22 protein-coding genes are annotated in these 26564 nt (G+C 41.5%); 9 read left to right on the top strand and 13 right to left on the bottom strand.

Annotation, left to right across the window (positions count from 1 at the left end; genetic code table 11):
- The first annotated feature begins 334 nt into the window (after window positions 1–334).
- Window positions 335–544, top strand: coding sequence for a hypothetical protein (locus tag PSH41_RS16040; RefSeq protein WP_024033977.1), 210 nt, complete (start codon window positions 335–337; stop codon window positions 542–544).
- Here the strand turns inward: PSH41_RS16040 and PSH41_RS16035 are convergent.
- Entirely contained in the window at window positions 541–1146 is a 606-nt protein-coding gene (locus tag PSH41_RS16035; protein WP_004585990.1) for a PGAP1-like alpha/beta domain-containing protein, read from the bottom strand. The two genes, PSH41_RS16040 and PSH41_RS16035, sit on opposite strands and share 4 nt — an antisense overlap.
- A gap of 17 nt (window positions 1147–1163) precedes the next feature.
- Window positions 1164–1700 carry a YaeQ family protein gene (locus PSH41_RS16030; RefSeq protein WP_024033976.1) on the bottom strand — a complete coding sequence of 179 codons (537 nt, stop codon included), beginning with the start codon at window positions 1698–1700 and terminating at the stop codon, window positions 1164–1166.
- A 91-nt stretch (window positions 1701–1791) separates the two neighbouring features.
- On the opposite strand from PSH41_RS16030, the gene ylqF reads away from it, so the two are divergent.
- From ylqF to fusA, 8 genes are all read left to right on the top strand, one after another.
- On the top strand, window positions 1792–2736 hold the full coding sequence (gene ylqF / locus PSH41_RS16025; RefSeq protein WP_273589490.1) for a ribosome biogenesis GTPase YlqF: 945 nt from the start codon (window positions 1792–1794) through the stop codon (window positions 2734–2736).
- Between the two features lie 565 nt (window positions 2737–3301).
- The gene (locus PSH41_RS16020) at window positions 3302–4543 is read left to right on the top strand and encodes an OprO/OprP family phosphate-selective porin (RefSeq protein WP_273589489.1); all 1242 of its coding nucleotides are present in this window, start codon (window positions 3302–3304) and stop codon (window positions 4541–4543) included.
- Between the two features lie 11 nt (window positions 4544–4554).
- The gene (locus PSH41_RS16015; protein WP_273589488.1) at window positions 4555–5526 is read left to right on the top strand and encodes a Bug family tripartite tricarboxylate transporter substrate binding protein; all 972 of its coding nucleotides are present in this window, start codon (window positions 4555–4557) and stop codon (window positions 5524–5526) included.
- Window positions 5527–5537: 11 nt separating this feature from the next.
- Entirely contained in the window at window positions 5538–6005 is a 468-nt protein-coding gene (locus tag PSH41_RS16010; protein WP_004587461.1) for a tripartite tricarboxylate transporter TctB family protein, read from the top strand.
- A 3-nt stretch (window positions 6006–6008) separates the two neighbouring features.
- Window positions 6009–7550: a tripartite tricarboxylate transporter permease gene (locus PSH41_RS16005; protein ID WP_273589487.1), complete on the top strand. Its 1542-nt coding sequence runs from the start codon at window positions 6009–6011 to the stop codon at window positions 7548–7550.
- A gap of 11 nt (window positions 7551–7561) precedes the next feature.
- Entirely contained in the window at window positions 7562–9184 is a 1623-nt protein-coding gene (locus PSH41_RS16000; RefSeq protein WP_273589486.1) for an ATP-binding protein, read from the top strand.
- Between the two features lie 16 nt (window positions 9185–9200).
- Window positions 9201–9926 carry a response regulator gene (locus PSH41_RS15995; protein ID WP_004587464.1) on the top strand — a complete coding sequence of 242 codons (726 nt, stop codon included), beginning with the start codon at window positions 9201–9203 and terminating at the stop codon, window positions 9924–9926.
- Between the two features lie 205 nt (window positions 9927–10131).
- Entirely contained in the window at window positions 10132–12216 is a 2085-nt protein-coding gene (fusA, locus tag PSH41_RS15990; RefSeq protein WP_024033968.1) for an elongation factor G, read from the top strand.
- 344 nt (window positions 12217–12560) lie between these two features.
- Here fusA and mdoH read toward each other — a convergent pair whose 3' ends face one another.
- The 11 genes from mdoH to ubiB form a co-directional block, all read right to left on the bottom strand.
- Entirely contained in the window at window positions 12561–14522 is a 1962-nt protein-coding gene (gene mdoH, locus PSH41_RS15985; protein ID WP_054983609.1) for a glucans biosynthesis glucosyltransferase MdoH, read from the bottom strand.
- A complete protein-coding gene (locus PSH41_RS15980; RefSeq protein ID WP_273589485.1) occupies window positions 14494–16113 on the bottom strand; it encodes a glucan biosynthesis protein in 1620 nt (539 codons plus the stop codon). Before PSH41_RS15980 ends, mdoH begins: the two co-directional genes overlap by 29 nt.
- A 325-nt stretch (window positions 16114–16438) precedes the next feature.
- The gene (locus tag PSH41_RS15975) at window positions 16439–19168 is read right to left on the bottom strand and encodes an ExeM/NucH family extracellular endonuclease (RefSeq protein WP_273589484.1); all 2730 of its coding nucleotides are present in this window, start codon (window positions 19166–19168) and stop codon (window positions 16439–16441) included.
- 131 nt (window positions 19169–19299) lie between these two features.
- Complete coding sequence (gene hemB, locus PSH41_RS15970) at window positions 19300–20310, bottom strand: porphobilinogen synthase (protein WP_029772896.1); 1011 nt, start codon at window positions 20308–20310, stop codon at window positions 19300–19302.
- Window positions 20311–20322: 12 nt separating this feature from the next.
- A complete protein-coding gene (locus PSH41_RS15965) occupies window positions 20323–22170 on the bottom strand; it encodes a sensor domain-containing diguanylate cyclase (RefSeq protein WP_273589483.1) in 1848 nt (615 codons plus the stop codon).
- Window positions 22170–22970, bottom strand: a complete 801-nt coding sequence (locus PSH41_RS15960) for a TatD family hydrolase (protein ID WP_273589482.1) — start codon at window positions 22968–22970, stop codon at window positions 22170–22172. Before PSH41_RS15960 ends, PSH41_RS15965 begins: the two co-directional genes overlap by 1 nt.
- Complete coding sequence (locus PSH41_RS15955) at window positions 22970–23500, bottom strand: hypothetical protein (RefSeq protein ID WP_096042484.1); 531 nt, start codon at window positions 23498–23500, stop codon at window positions 22970–22972. The genes PSH41_RS15960 and PSH41_RS15955 overlap by 1 nt, the downstream gene beginning before the upstream one ends.
- Window position 23501: 1 nt before the next feature.
- Window positions 23502–24242 carry a twin-arginine translocase subunit TatC gene (gene tatC, locus PSH41_RS15950; RefSeq protein ID WP_004587473.1) on the bottom strand — a complete coding sequence of 247 codons (741 nt, stop codon included), beginning with the start codon at window positions 24240–24242 and terminating at the stop codon, window positions 23502–23504.
- A gap of 48 nt (window positions 24243–24290) precedes the next feature.
- The gene (tatB, locus tag PSH41_RS15945) at window positions 24291–24614 is read right to left on the bottom strand and encodes a Sec-independent protein translocase protein TatB (RefSeq protein ID WP_232423994.1); all 324 of its coding nucleotides are present in this window, start codon (window positions 24612–24614) and stop codon (window positions 24291–24293) included.
- Between the two features lie 11 nt (window positions 24615–24625).
- Window positions 24626–24880: a Sec-independent protein translocase subunit TatA gene (tatA, locus tag PSH41_RS15940; RefSeq protein ID WP_004587475.1), complete on the bottom strand. Its 255-nt coding sequence runs from the start codon at window positions 24878–24880 to the stop codon at window positions 24626–24628.
- Between the two features lie 79 nt (window positions 24881–24959).
- Window positions 24960–26564, bottom strand: a complete 1605-nt coding sequence (gene ubiB, locus PSH41_RS15935; protein ID WP_138577397.1) for a ubiquinone biosynthesis regulatory protein kinase UbiB — start codon at window positions 26562–26564, stop codon at window positions 24960–24962.

Genomic DNA, 26564 nt, shown 5'->3' with positions numbered 1-26564 from the left:
GATGAACCGTTTATTTATGAACTGATGATCATTATTGCTCAGTGCTATTAATTAGTAAAATTGTTTAAACCAGTCAATGCAATAGGTTTTAACTATTAATAACGTGCAGCGCAATAAATCACTCATACAATATAGATGGGTTGAATTTATTAAAATTCTACCCCTTAACAATAAAATAAAGACAAAACATGGATAAATTATGATCTAAAACAAGTTTTCTACAAGGTTGAATATTGGCTATTTGATGTATTGATCTAAATCAGTAAATGCTTATGGCTGTAGCGCATAATTCACTCAAGCAAAATAAATATCTTAAATTTATTGGAGAGCGATTATGGATGCAAAAACAGTAAAACAAAATAAAGCAGAGTTAATAGTGGTAGGTATAGCCGTTATAGCATTTGTATTGGGGCTGGTGGCGCATTTAGCAGGCGCAAGTTTTGCTAATGCCGACACGTTTGGCTACATTGCCGCACCCATGCCACTTATTTTGGGGGTGATATTTTTAATCAGTTATAAAATAGCAGAGGCGGGGGAAGACTAGGCTGCTTCGTTAAGGCACTTAATAATGTATTCAAGCACTTGGCGAGAATAAATCATACTGGTATGGCTTAAATGAAACACTTTATGCTCAGCCATGCCTTTAAGCTTGGTTTCGTCTAGTAAAACGGTGCCATCGGACTGACTGCCTTTGACAATTAACGGCATTAAACCAATGGGCAAATCGCCAGCAATACTGTAAAGCTTGGCCTTAAACGGCCAGTTACCATTTTTAGTGAGTAAAAACTCGACGCTGTTTTTTAAAAAGGTTTCAAACCCTTTTTGCTTCATCTTTTGCGCTATGTGGCTGCCTTGATGGGGTGTGCCAAGCGTAATCACTTTAGTGACATGGTGACTCGCTGGCGTGCCTGCCTCTAAGTAGGCGCGGGCAATTAATCCGCCCATAGAGTGACATACTAATGCAGAGGGCTCATCACCAATAAACTCATCAATTTGTTTAAATATGGTGCTTAAGTTTGGGTCGAGCGTATTGTAAGTGAGATTCAGTACTTTAACTCCAGACTGTTCAAGACGAGAGCAGAGCGGGCGCATAACAAAGCCCGACATATAAAGGCCGTGTAATACAATAACGTGGTTTATTTTCATACGCCCTTACCTACAATTTACATTAACTGTTGTGGTTTTATTTCGATATTAGCCGTATCAGAGCTGACCCACACATCACCATCTTGAACGGTAATGGTAAGTTTTATATTGCGGTCGGCTAAATCTGCAAGTGCCTGAGTAGCGGCGTAATCAAGGCTAAAAATACTTAAGTTTTTAAAATCGTACAATTTAGGTTGATGTTTTTGCCACCAAATAGCTTGGTTGTTTTCGCCATAGGTATAAAGCACCACTTTTTTAGCTTTATTGCAGGCTTTTTTAAGACGCTTTTCATCTGGCAAGCCCAGCTCAATCCACAGCTCTATCTCTTCACTGTAGTTTACATGCCAAAGCTCAGGTTCATCGTCGGCACTTAAGCCTTTGGTAAATTCTAAGCCATCACAACTATTTAGCGCATAGGCTAATAAGCGAATCATCAAGCGTTGCTCGGTTTCAGAGGGATGCTGTGCCAACGTTAAATTAAAATCTTGGTACACGTGGCGGTCCATATCGCTTAACGATAATTGCGCTTTAATAATGGTAGATTTAAGAGCCATAATATCTAATCTAAAAAAATTTGCGCCAGTATAGCGCAATTAAATGAATTGCCAGTTAAAATAGCGTCAAATTATATGTTAGGAGTTAAAAATGGCTATCCAGTGGTTCCCTGGGCACATGAATAAAGCCCGTAATGAGATTAAAGAAATAATGCCGCAAATGGATGTGATCATTGAAGTGCTTGATGCACGCATTCCTTACAGTAGTGAAAACCCTATGGTAACCACGCTTCGTGAAGGCAAGCCGGTCATCAAAATTTTAAATAAGGCGGATTTAGCCGATCCTAAAATGACCCAAGCGTGGAAAGACTATTTTGAGCAAGAAAGTGGCGTTAAAGCCATCGCGTTTGGTCATGATAAAGCCGCTGAGGTGCACCGAATTAATGAGCTTTGTAAAAAATTAGTGCCACATAAAGTGGGCGCCGATAAGCAAATTAAAGCCATGATCATGGGTATTCCAAATGTGGGCAAATCAACGTTAATTAACGTATTAGCTGGGCGCATAGTTGCAAAAACGGGTAACGAGCCTGCGGTAACAAAAGCGCAGCAACGTATTAAGCTTGAAGACGGCATTATGCTTTACGACACGCCGGGTATGCTGTGGCCTAAAGTAGAAAACGAGAACTCGGGTTATCGTTTAGGTGCCACCGGTGCAATACGTGATACAGCGCTTGAATACGAAGATGTGGCAAGTTATACCGCAGAGTATTTATTAAAAGCCTACCCAGAGCTTTTAAAAGCACGCTATAAAATAGATGAACTGCCAGAAAGTGACTGGGAGTTTGTAGAAATGGCCGGTAAAAAGCGTGGTTGTATTCGTGGCGGTAACCAAATAGACACCTATAAAATGTCTGAAATACTGATTAACGAATTACGTGATGGGATTATCGGCCGTATTACCATGGAAACCCCAGCCATGCGTGAAGAAGAAGAAATTATGGTAGCTGACTTACGCGCCGCTGCAGAGGCCAAAAAAGCCGCTAAAGAAGAAGAGAAAAAACAGCGCCGTGCACGTGCACGTAAAAACCGCCGTTAATATGTGAATTTATGTGAGTATGTTACTTACTAAATTACAGACATAAAAAAAGCCCGTAAGGGCTTTTTTAGTTTCATATCTACCGTCACCGATATGAGCAATGTAGCAAGTAAAATAGTAGGGCGGTTACTTATCATCAACATCAAGGGGCGTTGCGGTTCATAACAAGTAACCATAGCTGTTTACGTGCGCCACACGTTGTTTCAGGGTCGAGAAACAAATTAGTTCATTCCGTCACAAGTGGGTATGCATTCCCGTCTTGTTGATATTGATTATCAGTTAGATCTAATAAACTGTCAACACCTAAATGCAAATAATTCTTATTTTATTAAGTGCGTTTTTTAGTCATCGCATAGGTGTACTTCACTACCCTTCTTATTAATTTTTGTTTATGTCTATTTTGTTCATGGTTTTTATGAACAAAATGTACTTTACCGTCATCAATGCACCTTTCCCTCAAAATATTTCGTTAATTTCACGTTAACAATAAGCTGCGCTTTAGATAGCAGTTTGTCGTCGCTTATCTACCTGACAATAAAGATACAAACACAGCGTGGAGAAAATAATGAAAGCAAGTAACACACAGCTCGCTTTAGCAATTACAGCAGCGTTGGCTAGCACATCAGCTTTAGCCGATAACGATACTCAAAAACTACAAGCACAATTAGATGCATTGCAAAAAGAAGTTAACTCTTTAAAAACATCAAGTGGCTTTAATTTGGAGTTTGGAGGACGAGTACAGCTTGATTACAACTATTTTGAAGGTGCCTATAACGCAGGCAATGATGGCTCAGGTGGAAGCGACTTCTTCCCTCGTCGTATTCGTACCTACGTAGAGAGCGAGCATGGAAACTGGGATCACAAATTACTTTTAGAATTTGGCGAAGGGGATGCCGAAATTGTACTTGCCCGCGTGCGCTACGCCTTTGAAAACGGTCTTAAAATTAAAGCGGGTAAAATCCGTGAAGACATGTCGCTAAACGCACTTACTAGCTCAAAGCACATTAATACTATTGAGCGTAGTACGCTTGCTAATACTTTCTCGCCTTTTTTCCGTTGGGGCGTATCTGCTTATCAATACTTTAAAGACTCAGGCTTTCGATATGCCGTTGGGGTTTATAAAAATGATGCCTTTGGTGCAACGGGTAACGATGAAAACGACCGTCTAACGCTTGCTATTACAGGGCGTGCTACGTGGTCAAGTGCAGCACCTGGTGACGTGATTCATTTAGGTGCATGGCATTCATACCGTGATATGGGTGGCAATGAACTAGGCGAGCGTTTTGCGCGTGGTGAAGTGCGCGAAACTAATGTACGCCTTGTTAATTATGCTACAGGCGGCACAGCGGTAGCACTGGATAGCTTATTGCAGTCTGGGCTTGAATTTGCTTTTCAGGCTGACTCTTTAACATTAGAGGCAGAATATGCAAGCCGTGCTTTAGATGCGCTCAATAGCAGCGATGATCTAGATGGCGAACGTTTTGACGGCTTTCATATCTCAGCAAGTTACTTTTTAGGGGGTGAGCAACGACAGTATAAAGCTGGCTCTGCACTATTTGTACAACCTAAAAATATTAAAAATGCATGGGAGTTAGTTGCTCGAGTTTCGCAAATGGATGCAACGAGTAAAAACCAAGGTAGCGAAGTAACTACCTACACACTTGGTACAAGCTATTACGTTAGTAGTGACATTAAATTTATGGGTAATCTTATCTACAGCGATGTAGATGGCCCAGGTACCGCTGCGCTTGTAGGTGATGAAGACTCTGGTATGGGCTTTAGTGCACGTATGCAGTATTTATTTTAAGGGGACACACAATGAAATTATTTAAGTCAGTTAAAACAACATTATTAGCGGCATCATTAGTACTAAGCAGCCCTATGGCATTGGCCGATATTCACTTTTTAGTACCGGCAGGCCCAGGTGGCGGATGGGATACAACTGCGCGCGGTGTAGGTGAAGGTTTAGTAAAGGCAGGCATTGATAATAATGCGTCTTTTCAGAATATGTCGGGCGGTGGCGGCGGGCGCGCCATTGCCTACTTAATAGAATCAGGTACTAAAAAAGGCGATATATTAATGGTTAATTCAACGCCTATTGTATTGCGAGCCTTAACGGGGAAAATTCCCTATAGCTACCGAGATTTAACTCCCGTAGCCAATATGATTGCTGATTTTGGTGCCTTTGTTGTTCGTAACGATTCGCCCTATAAAACCTGGCAGGATGTTATTAAAGCGCTTAAAGAAGACCCAAGCTCAATTAAAGTAGCGGGTGGTTCTGCCCGTGGCAGTATGGATCACTTAGTTGCTGCACAAGCGGCTAAAGCAGGCGGGGTTGATGGCCGCAGAATTCGTTACATTCCTTACGATGGCGGTGGTAAAGCAAAAGCTGGTTTACTCTCTGGTGAAGTAAACTTACTTTCTACCGGTTTAAGCGAGGCGTTAGAAGTTGCAAATGGCGGGCAGGCGAGGGTGTTAGCAGTTACATCGCCAGAAGCTTTAGCGGATTACCCTAAAATACCTACGTTAAAGTCGATGGGTTACGATATGGAGTTTGTTAATTGGCGCGGCTTTTTTGCTGCTCCTAATTTACCTGCCGATAAACTTGCTCAATACACCGAGAAACTTCGTAAATTACAATTAACTCCTGAGTGGGAAACTGTTCGCGCGCGAAATGGCTGGTTAAATCTCTTTCAAGAAAAAGATGAATTTATCCAGTCACTTGAAAAACAAGAAGCGCAGCTTAAAGTGGTAATGCAAGAGCTTGGCTTTATTCGTAAAGCGGATTAATCGAGGTTTTTATGATGAATCGCGAACTACTAGGGCCAAGTTTATTCTTGGCGCTATTTACACTCTACGCCATTGTAGCGTGGCAAATTCCACTATTACCATTTGAAGAGTACGAAACGGTTACTTCTGCTACATTACCAAAAGTATACGCAGCTTTTGGCATTGTGGTGTGCTTGCTTTCTATCGGTTCTACTTTGCTTAAGCCAAACGAAAAAGCGGCAGAAAACCAGCCTCTAGAAAAGTCGCATGTCGTACGAACTTTAGGCTTATTAGTTTTAATGGTGATTTATAGTGCAATGTTGGAGCCTGTTGGCTTTTTAATCTCGACCAGCGCCTTTTTATTAGCGGGTTTTTTTGTAATGGGTGAAAGGCGCAAGAAGATTCTATTGTTTGCCTCTATTCCTGTTGCCGTAGTGTTTTGGTTTTTGATGACTCAAGTATTAGGTATTTACTTGGTTCCGGGCGATTTATGGAGTTAAGTTATGTTTGATGGAATTATGCTTGGTTTGTCGACCGTGCTCGACTTTAATAATTTAATGTACGTGATAGCAGGCTGTTTGGTGGGTACTTTTATTGGTATGTTACCTGGGCTTGGGCCAATAACTGCTATTGCATTGATGATCCCTATTACTTACAGCATAGGTGCTGATTCAGGGATGATTTTAATGGCTGGGGTTTATTATGGCGCTATTTTTGGTGGCTCTACATCATCCATTTTAATAAATGCGCCAGGGGTGGCGGGTACGGTGGCTTCATCTTTTGATGGCTATCCGTTAGCAAAGCAAGGGCATGCTGGTAAAGCCTTGGCTATTGCCGCTTACTCCTCATTTATAGGTGGAACTATAGGCGCCATACTACTTATGGTTGCCGCACCTCTACTAGCAAAGGTTTCGTTGAGCTTTCAATCTCCTGATTATGTTGTGCTAATGTTTTTAGGTTTAACAGCTATTGCTGCATTTTCAAATAAAGGCCAATTTTTAAAAGCAATGATGATGACAGTATTTGGTTTAATGCTGGCAACGGTAGGTATAGATCCATCCTCGGGAACCGAGCGATTTACCTTTGGACAAGCCGACTTACTCGATGGTATTAGCTTTTTATTAATTGCAATGGCAACGTTTGCACTTGCTGAGGCATTAATTAATGTAGTTAAGCCAGAGAAGAAAGACGCTAAAAGTCTTAATGATTCAGATACGCCGCAAATAGGTTCAACTAAATTAACAAAAGACGAAGTTAAAGATATGGCGCCGGTTGTTGGCCGTTCGTCATTTTTAGGATTTATTGTTGGTGTTTTACCTGGCGCAGGAGCCACTATTGCAAGCTTTATGGCCTATGCCACTGAGCGAAATTTGGCACCTAAAGGCCTAAAAGAAAAATTTGGAAAAGGCTCTTTACGTGGTCTTGCCGCTCCTGAGTCTGCAAATAATGCAGCATGCACAGGCTCATTTGTACCTTTATTAACATTGGGGATTCCTGGCTCTGGCACGACGGCCATTATGCTAGGAGCATTAATAGCGTATGGTATTCAGCCAGGCCCTATGCTCATGCAAGAAAACCCAAGTGTATTTTGGTCTGTCATTGTAAGCATGTATTTTGGCAACATTGTTTTATTGATTTTAAACCTACCTCTCATTCCTTATTTTGCAAAAGTATTGGCAATGCCAAAGTCGGTATTAACCATTATGATTTTGTTCTTTAGTTTAATTGGCGTGTACTTGGTGTCGTTTAACACATTCGACTTATTTATGATGGTTGGTGTTGCCTTGGTTGCGTTAATATTACGCCTATTGGCCTTTCCAATGGCTCCTTTGTTACTTGGCTTTATTTTAGGCGATATGATTGAGCGAAACTTTCGTCGCTCAATGATGATTTCGGATGGCTCATTAAGCTTTTTATGGGAGAGGCCACTCACATTAAGTATTTTTATACTTTCTATTTTAGTGTTGTTGTTCCCATTAAAAGATTATTTGAAGCAGCGCCGTGCGGATAAAACAGCTTCTAGGTTACAGCAAGAGCAAGCTTAATAAGGACGTTAATGACAAACACCAACAAACCAAGCCCATTGCAGAGCATGGTAAAAAAACCTAAACGATTAGAAACACGTTTAATTATTTGGGTAACTGGGCTATGTGTTTTACAAGCAATATTGTTTGGGGCGTTGGTGTATCAGCTTACGGCGCAAAGTTTACATAATCACATAGGTGATAAAGCACTCGCTGTAGCAAGTAGTGTCGCAACACGTACCGATGTTATAAATGCGTTAGAGGGAAAAGGTGATTTAACAGCATTTAATTTGCAAATAGAAAGCCTTACGGAGCTAACAAGCGCTGATTTTATAGTGGTTGGCGATATTAATGCACTGCGTATTATACATCCTGATGCGCAAAAAGTTGGCAAACCTATGGTTGGAGGTGATAGTCAGGAGGCCCTTCAAGGCGAGCGCTATATATCGGTAGCTCATGGCAGCATGGGGGAGTCAATTCGCGGTAAAGTACCTGTATATAATGCTAACAATGAAATTATAGGCCTAGTGTCTGTTGGTTTTTTGGTGCAATCAATTGATCCGCTTATTTTATCTCGTAGTGCTGAAATACTTATTTGGGGGCTGATGCTTGTTGGTTTAAGTATTATTGCCGCGGTTTATATTGGTCAACGAGTACGTAATGCTATATTTGGTTTGCAACCAGATGAGATAGCAAGATTATTTTCAGAGCAGGATGCTATTTTAAATACTGTACGTAGCGGCATTATTGCACTGGAGCCTGATGGAACCGTGCGTAAACTAAATCAACGTGCCTGTGAAATTCTTGATAAGCCTACATCTACAATCCATAAAAACCTTACTCTAGAAGACCTATTGCCTGAGCATGCTGAGTTTTTACTGCGCAATCAAAGCCGCAAAATTGTTGGGTTTGAGTTATTTGCTGCAGATAAACGAATTATTTTGTCGCGGTTTTCTTTACAAGTTCAAGGTCAGGATGATGGTATTTTGCTCAGTATGCGCCCGTCTGATGAACTGGAATATTTAAGTCAGCAGCTAACAAAAGTACAAGCATTTGCTGAGTTACTTCGTGTTCAAACACATGATTACTCGAATAAATTAAACCTAATTGGTGCTTTAGTACAAATGGGCAAAAACGAGCAAGCAATTGAACTTATAGGGCAGGAAAGTCAGGGTTCTCAAGCACAAATTCACAACTTACTTGAGCGGATTCAAGACCCCGTATTAGCTGGTTTATTGGTGGGAAAATATCACAAAGCACGAGAGCTTAATGTTGCTCTTGAGCTTAACCAAGATAGTTTGCTTGGTGTTATAGAACGTAAGGATATGCTTGAACGAGTGGTTTCTATTTTAGGCAATTTAATAGATAACGCCATTGAAGCTGCTATTAGATCATCTGATACTCGCCCTGCTAAAGTAAGGGTAACAGTTGACGAAACCAGTCAAACTTTATTGTTTGACGTGGAAGATACGGGGTTTGGCTTAGGCTCTGATCATGAAGTCATTTTTACGCCTCAATTTAGTTCTAAGTCTGGGGCGCAACACGGTATTGGATTGTACTTAGTAAAAACCAATTTAGACTCCTGCCGTGGTAGTTTAGAAATTGGTGAGTCGGATTTATTAGGGGCGCGGTTAAGTGTTTATATTCCAAAATAATAAGAGTAATTAAGCAATGACCTATTCTGTAATTATAATTGAAGACGAAGTTGAAGTTGCACAGCTAATTGCCCAGTACTTATTACTGCCGGGGGGCGCTGCGGGAAGTCAAATTGCAAAACAGAGTTTGCGCCAAGGACAGTACCAAGTGGTTGGAATTGCAGGTAATTTAAGTACTGCAACAGCTCTATTGCAAGCGATAGAGGCAGATCTTATTTTACTCGATATACATTTACCTGATGGTAACGGACTCGATTTATTATCAGATTTACGGCGTCGTGAAATTAAGAGCGAAGTGATGCTACTAACGGCTGCCAAAGAAGTTGAAACACTTGAAAAAGCAATGCAACTTGGTGCCTGTGACTTTTTAGTTAAACCGTTAATGTTAAATAGATTAGATCAAGCTCTTTCGCGCTTTGAGGCGCGTCAACAGTGTTTTTCTGATGCAAACGAAGTGACCCAATCAATGGTTGATGTGTTATTCGGCTCAAAAGAGAAAAAGCAGGGTGCTATTAGGCTGCCCAAAGGCGTTGACCAACTTACATTGCAAAAAATTCATGATGCATTCGTACAGCATGATTCAAGTGCATTTACTGCTCAGCAAATGGGCGATTTAGTGGGGGTAAGCCGCTCAACTGCTCGTCGCTATTTAGAGTTTTTATTAGAGTCTGAAAAGTTAAGTGCTGATCAAAGCTACGGTAGTATTGGCAGGCCAGAGCGTTGTTACAAAATAATTAAGTAACTGAGTGCTCTTCAGATTACAAGAATAAAACATAATCTTTTTAATGGGTTACATAATAATCAGTGCTATTTAACCAGTGCTTGATGTAAATCTAGAAAAATTTTATTGAATTGATTGCATTTTAAGCGACTTGTATGGTGATGTTCGCTTTAAGTAATGCTATACTCCCGCCGAATAATTTATCGACTTTATTAAGAGTAAAATAATGGCAGATTTATCGAAGTACAGAAACATTGGTATTTTCGCGCACGTTGATGCGGGTAAAACCACTACTACTGAGCGTATCCTGAAGCTTACAGGTACTATCCATAAAACAGGTGAGGTTCATGATGGTGAATCTACTACTGACTTCATGGATCAAGAAGCTGAGCGCGGTATTACTATCCAGTCTGCGGCAGTAAGCTGTTTCTGGAAAGATCACCGTTTCAACGTTATCGATACTCCTGGACACGTTGACTTCACAGTTGAAGTTTACCGTTCACTTAAAGTATTAGACGGCGGTGTTGGTGTATTCTGTGGTTCTGGTGGTGTTGAGCCACAATCAGAAACTAACTGGCGTTACGCTAACGAATCAGAAGTTGCACGTATTATCTTCGTAAACAAATTAGACCGTATGGGTGCTGATTTTTACCGTGTAACTGAGCAAGTACGTAAAGTACTTGGTGCTGTACCACTAGTTATGACTTTACCAATCGGTATTGAAGATGACTTCGTTGGTGTTGTAGACGTTCTTACTAAAAAAGCATACGTTTGGGATGACACTGGTCTTCCTGAAAACTACGAAATCACAGACGTTCCTGCAGACATGGTTGACAAAGTAGACGAATACCATGAAATGCTTATCGAAACTGCTGTAGAGCAAGACGATGACCTAATGGAAGCGTACATGGAAGGTGAAGTACCTTCTTTAGAAGATATCAAGCGTTGTATCCGTAAAGGTACTCGTGACCTTGCTTTCTTCCCTACATTCTGTGGTTCTGCATTCAAAAACAAAGGTGTTCAACTAGTACTTGACGCTGTTGTTGATTACTTACCATCTCCTACAGAAGTTGACCCTCAACCTCTTATGGATGAAGAAGGTAACGAAACTGGCGAGCATGCAATCGTATCTGCTGATGAGTCTTTCAAAGCATTAGCATTTAAGATCATGGATGACCGTTTTGGTGCATTAACATTCGTACGTATTTACTCAGGTAAACTTAACAAGGGTGACACTATCCTTAACTCGTTTACTGGTAAAACAGAGCGTGTTGGCCGTATGGTTGAGATGCAAGCTGACGAACGTAAAGAGCTAACTAGCGCACAAGCTGGTGACATCATTGCAATCGTAGGTATGAAAAACGTTCAAACTGGTCACACTCTATGTGATCCGAAAGACAAAGTAACTCTAGAGCCAATGGTATTCCCAACTCCAGTAATCTCGATTGCTGTACAGCCTAAAGATAAAGGCGGTAATGAGAAAATGGGTATTGCTATCGGTAAAATGGTTGCAGAAGATCCGTCTTTCCAAGTTGAGACTGATGAAGATTCAGGCGAAACTATCCTTAAAGGTATGGGTGAGCTTCACTTAGATATCAAAGTAGATATCCTTAAGCGTACTTACGGCGTAGACCTTATTGTTGGTCAACCACAGGTTGCTTACCGTGAAACTATCACTCGTGAAATCGAAGATAGCTACACGCATAAGAAACAATCTGGTGGTTCTGGTCAGTTCGGTAAAATTGATTACCGCATCAAGCCAGGCGAAGCGAATTCAGGCTTCACGTTCACTTCATCAGTTGTTGGTGGTAACGTACCGAAAGAATTCTGGCCTGCAGTTGAGAAAGGCTTCAAGTCAATGATGAACGAAGGTGTTCTAGCTGGCTTCCCAGTACTTGACGTTGAAGTAGAGCTTTTCGACGGTGGCTTCCACGCCGTGGATTCATCTGCAATCGCATTCGAAATCGCTGCTAAAGGCGCTTTCCGTCAATCGATCCCTAAAGCGGGCGCACAACTTCTTGAGCCAATCATGAAAGTTGACGTGTTCACGCCAGAAGATCACGTTGGTGACGTAATCGGTGACCTTAACCGTCGTCGTGGTATGCTAAGCGACCAAGAAGCTGGTTTAACTGGCGTTCGCATTAAAGCAGACGTTCCGTTATCAGAAATGTTTGGTTACATCGGTTCACTACGTACAATGACATCAGGTCGTGGTCAGTTCTCTATGGAGTTCTCACACTACGCAGCATGTCCACAAAACGTAGCTGACACTGTAATCGCTGCAGAAAAAGAGAAAAAAGCAGCTAAGTAATTAGCTCTGTAACTCTTTAAAAAAACCCGCACACGTTGCGGGTTTTTTATTGCCTACGATTTAATTACTCTTTGAGTTAGCGTCTCTCAAAAACAGTAATACCAACAATGACAGCCTAAATAAAAGGCTGCTTAAAGCGGTGAGCTATACATGCTTTAATTAAAGCTGAAGTGATGACCGTAGGAGTAATGGCTGCTTAGCTTCGCACAGAGTGCGTAAGAGCGCTCACCTAATACAGTAATTTTGAGGCGCAGTTATGAAAGGGAAGTTGTATAGCGGCTTATTTTAGGTATAAAAAAAGGAGCAATCATGCTCCTTTTTGTATTTAGTGCGTGCCCATTGCGCTAATTAAACTTCTTAATTGCTTTAGCTCTTAGCGCTTTCATCTTTGGCAAGCGAGGCTTATTAAAGCTTTGTATTGGCATAACCACTAAATGCTCTTGTGGCAGGGCTGGCACCGTTTTAGGGTATTGCCCAGGCTCTGGTACCGAAATCTCTTTTAAATGCACTTTAAGGTTGTTTAGCATAGGGTCGTTATCAACTTCGCTAGGGCAAATAAATATTCCCATTTTACGCAGCTGCACACCTAACTTAATGCTACTGGTGTAGCGTATTATTGGCGCTCCAAGTAATAGACCAAGTAATATAGGCGATAACCACCAAAAGAACACTGGCGTAAAGTAATAGGCTGTAGCGCCCCATACTATGGCAACCAAGGTAGAAAATAGTGTGTAATTAAACGCCTCTTTCCACGGTACCATGCGGCCTTCGCGCGGTTGTGCATCCCACTTAACTTTTTTACCCAAAAATACACACACTACAAAGTAAGCATGAAACACCATCATAAGTGGTGCCACAATAATGGCAAATACAGTCTCTATTATTGAGCCTAGTATTAATTTAAACGAGCCGCCAAAGCGCTTATTTCTGTGCACTAGCGTGACAATTACACCCATTAATTTAGGCACCAATAATATAATAATGGTTAAATAAAGTAGTGAATCAATTAGGTCTGTTTTAGCTATTTGCCACGTTGGGAATAACTGATAAACCCGATTAAAGTACACATCGCTATTTAATGCACGTGTTACCGCATCTATGGTGCTTAGTGCCAGCATAGATAACCAAATAAGCGATGAAATATAAGCGGTTGCGCCTAATAAAAAGTGAAACTTACTCATTAACTTTAATTTAGACGAGCCTAATAAACCAAGATGCTGAATGTTACCTTGAACCCAACGTCTGTCGCGTATGGCATAATCTAAAATGTTACTTGGTACTTCTTCGTAGCTACCTTCAATATCGCTAAGTAATAAAACATCCCAGCCTGCACTGTGCAGTAGTGAAGCTTCTACAAAGTCATGACTTAAAATTTCGCCACCAAAGGGGGCATTGCCTTCAAGCGTAGGTAAACCACAATAGTTAATAAATGCTTCAACACGAATAATGGCATTGTGGCCCCAATAATTAGCTTTGTCGGTTTGCCAAAAAGCAGACCCCGTTGCCAGCATTGGGCTGTAAAGCACTGAGGCAAATTGTAAAAAACGACCAAAGTAGGTGTCTTGACGAACTGGAATAGGAATAGTTTGAATTAAGCCAGCTTGCGGGTTGTTGATCATGCTTGTGGTCAGCTCTAGCATACATTTACCCGTCATTACGCTGTCGGCATCAAGTACAATCATGTGATCGTATTGGCTGCCCCAGCGCTCGCAAAAGTCGGTTAAGTTACCTACTTTACGGTGTTTGTTATCTTCGCGACGACGATAGAAAACCTGTTTTGCAGTATCGCCTAAACGCTCACATAAAGCATGCCATGCGCTTAGCTCGTTTTGTGCTATTTCAGGGTCTTGCGTGTCGCTAAGTAAATAAAAGTCAAAATTGGCAAGTTGCCCAGTCTCTTTTAGCGATTGTAAGCTCACTTCAAAGCCGGCAATAACACGGTGCGTGTCTTCGTTATAAATAGGCATTACTACCGCAGTTTTTTGCTGTGCAAGCGCGGCATTGTCAAACTCAATAGGCTTAATGCGTCTTAGGGTGAGCGGGTCAATACGAAATAATTGCAGTACAAATCCTATCGTGCCGCTACAAAATGCCGTAACAATCCATGCAAAGGTTATTGAAAATAAAACCAATAGCGCGTATTCAAGCAAGGTCATTCCGTTTGAGCTTAAAATTTCAAACATAATGGAGATGCCGTACCCTGAAACAGTGAGTGCAGCAATAGCAAATAACCATACGCGCAGTGTTTTGAATGGCATTGGTGTGCCCTTTCCTTTATTACTTGATGTCATTTGGGTACCAAACATAGCTCCATACCTCACTAATTTCTTTATCACGAAGTTTTAACGATAAACGCATATCTACGGGTTGATCGTCCTGTGGTGCAATTTTAAACGCTACTCGCCAACCAAGAGATTTAGGAAGTTTTTGCACTGTTACATCCCTTACTTCACCTGTTGTAAGCTGAATGTCGGCTTCAAGAGTTAGCTTTTCAGACAGGTTGTTTAAATCGGGGCCTGCAAAGTCAACGGTAAACTGGCGATGGCTTTGCGGTGGTGGATTATCTTCACCTGGCAGCGCTGCGCTACCAATACGTGTGCGTGTTACACGCGCCTTTTGGTGTTGAGTTAAATGGGCGTTAAAGGTGCTCATTTTGTAGCTTAGCTTTAATGAATCACCAGCTTTCATTGGCTTTTCAGGCACCCAGTAACTCACTATATTGTCGTTCGTTTCTGTGTCTGTTGGTATTTCTACTAGCTCAACTCGGCCATTTCCCCATTCACCTTTTGGCTCTATCCACAGGCTTGGACGGTCGTGGTAGTGCGCTTCAGTATCTAGGTAATTGTTAAAGTCACGGTCACGCTGTGCTAAACCAAACCCCTTAGGGTTGGTGTATGAAAACGACGTAACGCTTAACTGTGTTGGGTTGTTAAGCGGGCGCCATACCCATTTGTTATCAGCTGATTGCGTTAACAAGCCGTCTGAGTCATGCACTTCTGGGCGGTAGTCATCAAAAAACTTAGTGCTGTTTTCACCGTGGTAAAACATACTTGTTAAAGGGGCTACGCCTAGCTTTTTAATATCTTTACGGGCAAAAATTTGCATATCAACATCAACTAACATGCTGGTTGTTGGGTCAATATCAAATTTGTAAGCGCCTGATACCGAAGGGCTATCAAGCAATGCAAAAATAGTGATGTTAGTTTGCTCAGCCTGGGGCTTAACAAGCCAAAACTCTTTAAACATAGGGAACTCTTCACCCGATGTTTCGGCGGTATCGATTGCTAATCCGCGTGCTGATAAACCATATACTTGATTAGGACCAACAACTCTAAAATAAGAGGCCCCTTGAAACACCATTACCTCATCTTTGTATTCGTTTGTGTTAATTGGGTAATGTAAGCGAAAGCCTGCATGGCCTAGTTGCGTGCCGGCTACGCTTTTTGCTATTTCGTCTTTTAAAGGGGCGGCTGTGCCATCGTATTGATAAAAATCAGTACTGAAAGGTAGGCGGTTACGTTTTGAGTCGCCTTCTACGGTATTAATTGTTACCGGTGTTTTATATAAAAAACCAGGGTGAAAGAGTTGTAGCTCATACAGACCTTCATCTTTCCACACCGATTTGTCATGCTTAAATCGAATTGAGCGGTAATCTTGGTAATCAATGTTATTTAATGCTTCTAGCTCTATATTTTTTGGAGGTGCATATTCTTGTTCGGCTAGTTTTTTAGCGCGGGCGCTTATTACTTCAAATAGGCTTTCTTGCGGAATTGCTGCATCAACACTTGCTGCTATTGCCTGCGTGCTATAGCCCCAGCCAGAAAAAATAAAAAGTAGACCCAATAATGGCGTTGCTTTTTTCTGCCAAGTAGGAGGTGTTTGGGTTAATTGTTTCATTTCCATTCCTTTATAAAAACACGACTTATTTTTACGCTTAGGGTTTGTTACTTAACTACTACACAAGGGTGACGAATTTATAGTGCAACTTTTAATCCGTAAATAAAGTGTTTACATTTCAACAGTTAAATTTATTAAAAAGGGTTTTAACTACGGCTTATGTGTAAAAAATACTCATTTAATGTATTTGTTGCGCGGCTAATTCTATTAATAGTTAATAAACGGTATGGAAGATATTAAGGGTTGTTTACTGAAGCTTGTCTGAATTACATTTTTATAAGCATAAAAAAAGCCGCAAAAATGCGGCTTTAAAACAAATCACTCGTTATTTTTTCTTAAATCTGCGCACTAATGAAAGTGGTGCTAATAAAAGAGATAACCAAAGCAATGAGCCTGAGTCGTTATCGTCATCACCACGTAGGTTGTTTACTCTTACTACAACCGTTTGTGCTTCAGATACGTTACCTACACTATCCTCTGCTTGTACTGTAAGGGTAATACGATTTTCAAACTCGTAGTCTACTTCGCTTGCAACAATTAACTGACCTTGCTCGTTAATTGATACAGAATCGTTACCTGATACGATAAATTTAACCACAGGTGATACATCAGCGTTAGGGTCACTAAAATCAAGTGTGCCAATCACAGTGCCTACAGCGCTGTTTTCATCTACTGTGAATATTTGATCAGGTGCAATTACCGGTGTTTGCTCTTCAGGGGTAAGTACTACTTCAGATTTTATATCAACAATAACTGGGTCGTGATCAGATGCACGGTATGGCCCTTCTGCGTATAGCGTAGATTGATGACCTTCGCTTTTATACTCTAGGTTGTAATCAAGCACGATAGGCTCATCAGCATTGATATGCCAATCATTTGCTGCAACAACTTTGCTTAGTAAAGACTCGGTTGCTAAAGCATGGTCAAGGCTACCTGCACGACCAGAGAAGCTATAAGAGTAGCTTAGTGTATCGCCATCAAGCTCTGCGACTACGTTTTTATAGCCTTTTTCATCAAACTTACGGATTGGATCTTCCATTGCATAAGCGTTCATATCACCAACAAGAATGATATCTTCGTCATCTACGCCAGTAGGTTTGTTGTCTAACCAATCAGTAAACGCATCAGCAGCTTCGGTACGAATTTCATTCCAACAGCCTTGGCCATCACCTAGGTCGTCGTTGTTATCATCACCACAGCTACCTTTAGATTTAAGGTGTGCAACAGAAACAGTAAATACTTCATCTGTTGAAAGTGACTTAAAGCTTTGTGCAATTGGTGCACGGTTGCTGTAATCAAACGGATAATCAGTAGTAATAGCCGCTGTGCCTACTTCTTCTACTTTATCTGCGCGGTAAATAAGGGCTGTGGTGATTTCGTCGGTACCAATTTGGGCTACGTTAAAATCTACAAACGCGTAGTTGTTAGCGCTGTCAGCATCGTTTAATGCATTTACTAAACTTGCTATAGCACTGAACTCACCAAAGCCATCATTTTCAATTTCCATTAAGCCAACAACATCAGCTTGCATTGCACTAATAGCACTTACAAGTTTTGCTTCTTGACGTACAAACTCTTCTGCTGAGTCTGCACCACGGCTAGTAGGGAAACCACCGCCTTGGCCATCACCGTTAAAGTAGTTGAGTACGTTAAAGCTGGCGATTCGTAAATCGGCTTCTTCACTTTGCTCAGGCGCATCTTCACGCGCATTAGTCGCTATAAACTGTGGTGTAACTGTTGGGTGAATGCGATACGTGCTAAAGCTGTATGTAACTACCCCTGTTACCGCATTTACTGTATTGCCGGTACGTAGAGTATTTTCTGCCGATAGGCCTGGCGCTGGGTAAGCCGTTGGATCTGAGTTTTGAGCTGTAGAGCCATCATCTAATAAGATTTTTTTAGTCAAGTTAGCCGCTTCAACAGCATTGGCTGCATCACCTGGCAATGCAACTTGAGTGCCTTGGTATAAACGCTCAGTGGCTAGTTCTACTTCACCATAGCGACCTAAGCCGTAGTTGTTAGTAACTACAAGTGTTTGATCTAGGCTTACTAGCATACCTTCATAAGCTTCTAGGTCAGCTTGGCTCTCTAAAGGTAAGCTTATTGAGGTTGCAGAGGCCACTTCGTCAGTACCACATACAGCAATTTGTGTTACATCTGCTAGTTGTGTTGAATCATAGTATTCATCAACTGTGCCCTGTACGCGCACGTGGTCACCTACATTTACATCGGTATCAGTAAAGTAAACAAACAAACCTTCAGAGGTCATTGGATCGTTATCTACATCTGCAGCAAGCGAGGTCACAAAGAAACCATCTAAGCCATCTTCACCTTGAAAATCGGCAGTGACAATACCTTCAATTTCAACAAGGGTATCTACTAACGGGCTTGCTTCACCAGAACCTTGCACAGCGCTAATTAGCGTTTTATCTGCGCCACATACAAGCGGTTCTAATGGTTCTGGCTCAGGGTCTGGCGCAGGAGCTGTACCACCATCGCCAGCATGCGAGCCTAAGCCGTCAAAGGTGTCAATATCAAACTGTTCCCATTCATCGCTAGGATTAAAAGTTGCAGTTGAGTCAGTTCGACCCGTTGTGATGCTATTTTTTCTTCGTAAGGTTTTATTTTGAGTTTGTACGGTATCATCAGACCAAAAAGAGCCAGGATCAACACCCACTTGGCCAAAGCTATCAACCACCAAACCATCTTTAGTTAAAACAAGGGCATCGTCACCATTGTAGTAAGTTACTGTGCTGGTTTCATCTGCAATATCAAGAATGGCAGCGGCTGCACTAGGGTTTGAAATTATATAGGTGGTATTGGCAGCCAATGTGCCTGATAAATCAATTGAGTTACCTACCGAACTACTACCATTTGAATAAAGTCCTAAGGTATAACCTTCAAGAGAAAGCTCTGTATCAGCATTGTTATAAAGCTCAATCGCTTTATTGTTGCTGCTGCCTTCGATGTATTCAGAAATGATTAGATCGGCGGAGGCTGGTGCACTGAGGCTTGCTAATACAAGCGCCAGTGGCGTTATTTTCGTTTTTAACATTTTTTATTATTCCCGTGTATTTAAATCCCAAAATGGGACACCAGTTTAGGCAATCTAAATGACAAAAAGAATACAAATATGTTAATGATTGTAAAAAAAATTAAGGCGGCGTACCGCCTTTGATAACATGTTTACTTATTTTGCAGCCATTGCGCGGCCTGCTTGGCAAAATACGTTAAAATACCATCCGCTCCGGCGCGTTTAAATGCCAGTAAAGATTCCATAATTGTGGCTTCTTCACTCAACCAGCCGTTATCGATTGCCGCTTTGTGCATTGCATATTCGCCACTGACCTGATATGCGAAAGTAGGTACACCAAATTCATCTTTAACACGACGAACAATATCAAGGTACGGCATACCGGGTTTCACCATCACCATGTCGGCGCCTTCTTGTAAATCAAGTGCCACTTCACGAATTGCCTCATCAGAGTTGGCAGGATCCATTTGATACGTTTTTTTGTCGGCCCCTTTCAAGTTACCTGCAGAGCCAACAGCGTCTCTAAACGGCCCGTAATAGCTAGAGGCATATTTAGCTGAGTAAGCCATTATGCGTGTGTGAATATGTCCATCTGCTTCAAGTGCTTCGCGAATAGCACCAATACGGCCATCCATCATGTCAGAGGGTGCAACAACATCGGCACCTGCCTCGGCGTGCGAAAGCGCCTGCTTAACAAGAATTTCAGTGGTTATGTCATTAATTACATAACCTTCATCATCAATAATGCCGTCTTGGCCATGAGTAGTAAATGGGTCAAGGGCTACATCGGTAATAACCCCAAGCTCAGGAAAAGCTTCTTTTAAAGCACGAACTGTGCGTTGTGCTAAGCCATCTTCACTGTAGGCTTCTTCGGCCATCAAAGACTTTTTGTCAGCAGGGGTTACCGGAAAAATAGCGACGGCAGGTACACCTAAATCTACAAGCTCTTTAGCTTCTTCAAGCAATAAATCAATTGATAAACGCTCAATTCCTGGCATTGATTCAATTGCTTCGCGGCGGTTTTTACCTTCAAGCACAAATACCGGAAAAATTAAATCGTTCACCGATAGTTGGTTTTCGGCCATAAGACGGCGAGAAAAATCACTGCGGCGCATTCTACGCATGCGGGTATATGGGAAAAGGTCGAGTCCTGATTGGGCCATGTTACTAAGCTCCTACTGTGGAATTGGAAAACTAATTACTTGATTTCGGCCATGTTGTTTAGCGAAATAGAGCGCTTTATCTGCGTCGTCTGTAAATAGCTCAGGGTTACTAATATCGTTTACTACAGCGCTGTTTACGCCAGCACTAATGGTTACTTTTACGGATGTTCCGGCTACGTTTACGGTATTACTTTCTACGGCTTGGCGAATTTTTTCAGCAATATCAACAGCCCCCTCTTTTGGGGTGTTAGGTAGCAAAACAACAAACTCTTCGCCGCCGTAGCGAGCCACTTCATCCAACGGGCGTTTTAAATGCTGTTTTATAATGTCGGCTACAGCGCGTATTACTTGGTCGCCGGTTAAGTGCCCGTAGTTATCATTTACGCGTTTAAACCGGTCTATATCGAGCATAATCATACTCAAAGGCGTTTGTTCACGCCGAGAGCGACGCAGTTCCATCACTAATTTTTTATCAAAAAAGCGACGATTTTTAACGCCACTCAGCGCGTCTTCCATATTAAGTAGCTCAAGCTCGCGGTTTTTATCTTCTAGTTCACGCAAAGTGACTTGTAACTCAAAGGTGCGCTCATCAACTAACGACTCTAATTCTTTTTGTGTTTGGGCTTGCAGCGCGAGTCGCTCATTTAATAGTGTATCTTGGGCTGCATTTTCAGCAATCAAGGTTTGTTGAGCAATAACTTGTTCATCACGCTCTAAAATAAAGCGCTTCATAACGCCATAACATAGGCAAAATGTACTACCAAAAAAGCATATAAAAACAAAAGGTAAGCTACTTCTACCTAAAGGATATAAGCCAAATACAGCAATAATAAGGTACACCATAACAAGTAAAAATAGCATGAGTGCAATTAGCAGTGCTTGAATTGGTTTTGAAGGCGCGTTTTGCTGGCAGATGTAGGCGTTTACCAAGCAATAAATAATAACAATCGGGCTCGCCAGTAAGCTAAATGGGGTAAACACTGTGCTAGGTAAAGCCCACATAAACAGCAGGCTAATTGCGTAAATATTAGCAACAATGGTTTGCCATTTTAGTAGTTTAGAGGCTTTAGGTTGGCACAGTTGTTTTTGTAGCGGCACAAAAGCAAGCGTAGTGAGCATTAGTAAAACAGGTATCATTACTTGCTGTAATGAAGGCGAATTTGGATGAAAATAACGAGCGCCAAAACCGCATAAATAAGCCAGAAGCACACCTAAGGTCAGCGTAATAATGCCTGCATAAGCAAAATACAACTTGCGCGAAAACCCATACAAAACCAAGCAACTTATGGCCAATGAAAATAAAAAACCAATGAGTAAGCCATAAATTAAATTAAGCTTACCTTTATGCGCTAGGTAGGCATCTGGTTGCCATAAAGTCAGCGGGATGCGTAGCCCAGCACTGTTGTTAACCTTCATTATTACGGTGCTAATACTATTTGCCGGCAGCCTCAAGGTTGCTAATAAAGATTCACTTTTTATTAGCCGTGATGAGAGCTTAAAGTTATCGCCAGTTTGCATGTGTGAGAGCAATGCTGAATTATAAAAATGAAAAATTTGCGCTTCATTTAACAGCGGGTTATCGAGTGATAAAATAGGGCTTATATTGTTATTTAAGGTATTTTTAACTGTAAACTTGACCCATACAGGGCGTTGTTCAAACCCTAAATTTAATGGCTTATCACTTACTGTTTGCCAGTCGCTAACCTCATGGTAGGCATTGTTTGCTGTGGTAGGCGTAAACGAATAGCTCAGGGTGTCTATTTTTATTGATTTAAAATTTTCAGAAATTACGGGGTTTGCAACACTGCAAAATGAACAAAGGAGCATAAATAGGCTAAATAGCGCCTTTGGGCTTGTCATTAGCGACCTGCTATATCAAATAAGCTATAAAAGTTAGCCGTACTATGGGCGGCAATAGTACTTGGTTCAACGTTATAAAGCTTAGCGAGTGTTTCACACACATAACTAAGATAGGCGGGCTCATTTTTACGTGATTTTGGTTTAGGGGTTATTGTGCGTGGAATTAAAAAAGGCGCATCGGTTTCTATTAATAACCGCTCAAGCGGGATACTTGGCACCAATTGTTGCAATGCTTTACCGCGGCGCTCATCACACACCCACCCAGTAATGCCAATATAAAGGCCTAATTCTAAATAGTCGTTAAGTGCTTGGGCATTGCCCGTAAAGCAATGCAGCACGCCACGTACGTTATAGTTAGCCAAAATATTTAGCATATCTTCGCTTGCGTCACGTTCGTGTAAATAAACAGGTAGGTTTAGTTTTTCAGCTAACGCTAACTGGCGTTTTAATACGCTGCGCTGAATATCGCGAGGAGAAAAATCGCGAGGAGAAAAATCGCGATTATAATCAAGCCCACACTCACCAATGGCCACAACGCAATCGTTACTAGCAAGCTGCGTTAAAGTGGTTTCAAGTTCATCGGTGGCGTCTTTGGCGTCATGTGGATGCACGCCAGCAGTAGAAAACTGATTATATTGTTTTGCTAATGTAAGCGATTGTTCGCTACTAGGCACATCGCAGCCGATCAGTAACATAGCTTGCACGCCCGCGGCATTTGCGCGGGCAATAATGGCCTGATGCTCACCTTCAAACTGGTGATTGGTTAAATTAACGCCGGCATCAACTAACGTGTAGGTCATTACTGAGTGCGCTTCACACGGATTGAGCGGTTTTGACCATCTTTACGAAGTAAAAAAGAATTAAATACACCGCGGCTAATAACCACTGTGTCTGACTCTTTTAATTTAAGGCTGTCAGAGCCAATTTGACGCCATTGCTGATCGTTATCAAGGGTAATAATGAGCTCGCCATAAGGAGCTTTTCTAACTGATGATACTGACGCTGTGATATTTTCGTCTTTATCTTTAGTGATCTCTTTATGCTCAAGGCCAAAATCATCTGCTTTAGCAGCAGGCGCTGCTTTAGAAACAGCTGCAACAGGTGCACTTACGTTTGGCGATACATTGGTTACGGCTTTTGGTGGGGTAAGGGTTTTTTTCTCACTAGGTTTAGTAAGCGGTTTACCTGCCACTGTGTTGTCATAACATAGTAAACGGTTAAAGTCGTTTTCAATAAAGCTACATGCTTGCAAAGCTTGCACGTTAATTTCTTGCGCTGCAAACGTCGGTGCGCTTAGTAAAACCAGTAGTGAGAGTAGTTGTTTTTTCATTTTATTCCTCAGATTCCTGTTGTTCTTTAGCGCTATAAAATTTCGCTAAAATTAACCCTAGCTCAAATAAAAGCAGCATAGGAAGTGCTAATAGTGTTTGTGATAACACATCGGGCGGTGTTAAAAACATCGCCACAACAAATACACCAACCACAATATAAGGGCGTTTTTGCTTTAAACTCTGCGTGGTTGTAGCGCCACTCCAACATAGCAACATTATGGCTACGGGTATTTCAAACGCCACACCAAATGCAAAAAATAGCTTAAGTACAAATCCTAAATAGCTACTAATATCCGGTGCTAGGGTCATCATTTGCGGCCCTACACTAGTAAAAAAGCCTAATATAATAGGGAGCACTATAAAGTAGCAAAAAGCGATACCGCCATAAAATAGCAAAATACTCGAGGCCAAAATTGGCATTAGCATGCGTTTTTCGTGTTGGTATAAGCCAGGTGCTATAAATCCCCAAATTTGATGCAATATCCACGGAATAGCGCCAAACAAGGCAACAAATAGCGTTAGCTTAAACGGTGCAAAAAACGGTGCCGTAACATCGGTAGCTATCATAGTGGCAGTGCTTGGTAAATGTGCGACTAAAGGGGCGGCTACAAACTCATATATATCATTGGCAAAATACACTAGGCCAATAAATATCACTAAAATACTAAAAAGTGATTTAATAAGCCGATCGCGCAGCTCAATTAAGTGAGCGACGAACCCTGATTTAGCTTGTTCAGACATTATTTTTTATACCACGTAATAAGTTGACCACAAATAGGGGAATTAATTTCACTTTTTTTCATCGAGTTGTTCGTTAGATGACGTGCTTGAAGTGTTTTTATAGCTATGAGTAACCGACTGCGCTGCTTTTTGCAGTTCATCAACCGATTGTTGTAGCTCAGGGCTTAAATCTTTAAGCTCTTGTTGCTCTGCTTTTTTTAGGTTTTCGTGAAGCTCGTGTATGCGTAGCTCTTCACTCACTTCTGCTTTAACTGAGTTGGCCATCGACTTAACGGTTTTTACCCAGCGCATTACGGTGCGAATGGCAACCGGTAACCGCTCAGGGCCAAGTACCACTAGGCCAACAATAAAAACAACAACGAGCTCCCACATTCCCATATTGCTTAAACCTTAGTATCGTCTTTGGTTTTTTCAGTGCTTTGTGTCTGTGTTGGCGCTGCTTTTTGAGACTCTTGGATTTGCTCTGCTTTTTCGCTTTCAGTCTCTTTAGTTTGATCATCAGACATGGCTTTTTTAAACCCTTTTACTGCACCGCCTAAATCACCACCCATGCCGCGTAGTTTTTTAGTACCAAAAAGAAGTACGATAATCGCTAAAACAATCAATAATTGCCAAATACTAATGCCACCTAACCCCATGGTTATCTCCAACTGATAAATGCTTAAATGTTTATTTTAAGTACTAATTATACGCCCTGTGGCATAAATAGCACTTAGTTTATGTGTTACGCCACGCCACAATAAAGCTAATTGCAGACGCTGCTAATGTTACGCCTGCCGCTATGAGGTCGTGCTGCAGATAACACAGTGCCGATACAATCAGTGTAGCACTGCCAAATAGGCTAAGTACTAGCGCTTTGTGTGACACTTTACTTGGCTGAGAATGCTGTATTTGCGGACTACGTTTTAAATTTTGATAAATTAAATCAGGTAGTTCTGGCATTTTTTCAGCCCAAAATGGCAAGTTAGCATACATTTGTTTCATTACTGATAACGGTCCAACTTGTTGTTTTACCCAATCTTCTAAAAATGGCTTAGCGGTTTTCCACAAATCAAGCTGAGGATAAAGCTGACGCCCTAAGCCCTCAACGTATAATAACGTTTTTTGTAATAATACTAACTGCGGCTGTACTTGCATGTTAAAGCGGCGTGCGGTGTTAAATAAATTAACGAGTACATGGCCAAACGATATCTCAGCCAGCGGCTTATTAAATATAGGTTCGCACACGGTACGAATTGCAAATTCAAACTCTTCTATGCTGGTATCGGGTGGAACCCAGCCCGAGTCAACATGTAGCTGAGCAACTTGGCGGTAGTCACGATTAAAAAAGGCGATAAAGTTTTCAGCGAGATAGCGTTTATCTTCTTTGTTTAATGTGCCAACAATGCCACAGTCGATACCAATATACATGGGGTTTTCAGGGTGCTCGCGAGAGACAAATATATTGCCAGGGTGCATATCAGCATGAAAAAAACTGTCTCTAAATACTTGCGTAAAAAACACTTCTACACCGCGCTCAGCGAGTAATTTCATATTGGTATTTTGCGCAATTAACGACTCAGTATCTGAGACCGGGATTCCGTAAATACGCTCCATAACCAAAACGTTACTGCGGCTATAATCGCTATAAACAGCCGGGATATATAACGAATCAGAGCCTTCAAAGTTACGCTTAAGTTGTATGCCATTTGCGCCTTCGCGCATTAAATCGAGCTCATCTAACAAGGTTTTTTTATACTCTTTCACCACCTCGACAGGGCGTAACCTTTTTGCTTCGCTGTGTACATTGGCAAGTACTTTAGCGAGCTTTTCCATAAGTGCTAAGTCGGCATTAATTTGTGTTTTTATGTTTGGCCTAATCACTTTTATAACAACATCTTGGGTATTGTTATGGGCATCAACTAGCTTAGCAGTATGCACTTGCGCAATAGACGCTGAGGCCAATGGGGTTTGCGAAAACTCACTAAACAACTGGTTTATATCGCTAATTTCGAGCGCTTTCTCAATTATTTTTTGGGCAAGTTCGCCTTCAAAAGGCTCAACTTGGTCTTGCAAAAAAGCAAGCTCTAACGCAATGTCGTGAGGAAGTAAGTCTCGGCGGGTAGAAAGCATTTGGCCAAACTTAATCCACACTGGGCCAAGCTCTTGCAAGGCTAAGCGCAGGCGCAAGCCCGCTGGTTTATTTTTGTGCTGGTTACGTAACCAAAACAAGCTACCACGCGCAATTTTAGCGTACCAAGGTATTTTTTGTTTTGGTATTAACTCATCTAATCCGTAGCTAAGTAATGTTTTAGTGATGTAATACAATCGAGCAGTCGACAC

Source organism: Pseudoalteromonas sp. CST2 (genome assembly GCF_028599385.1).
In the GTDB taxonomy this organism is placed as follows: domain Bacteria; phylum Pseudomonadota; class Gammaproteobacteria; order Enterobacterales; family Alteromonadaceae; genus Pseudoalteromonas; species Pseudoalteromonas atlantica.
The sequence above is the reverse complement of the archived record's forward strand: the minus strand, read 5'-3'. Positions and strand labels throughout refer to the sequence as shown.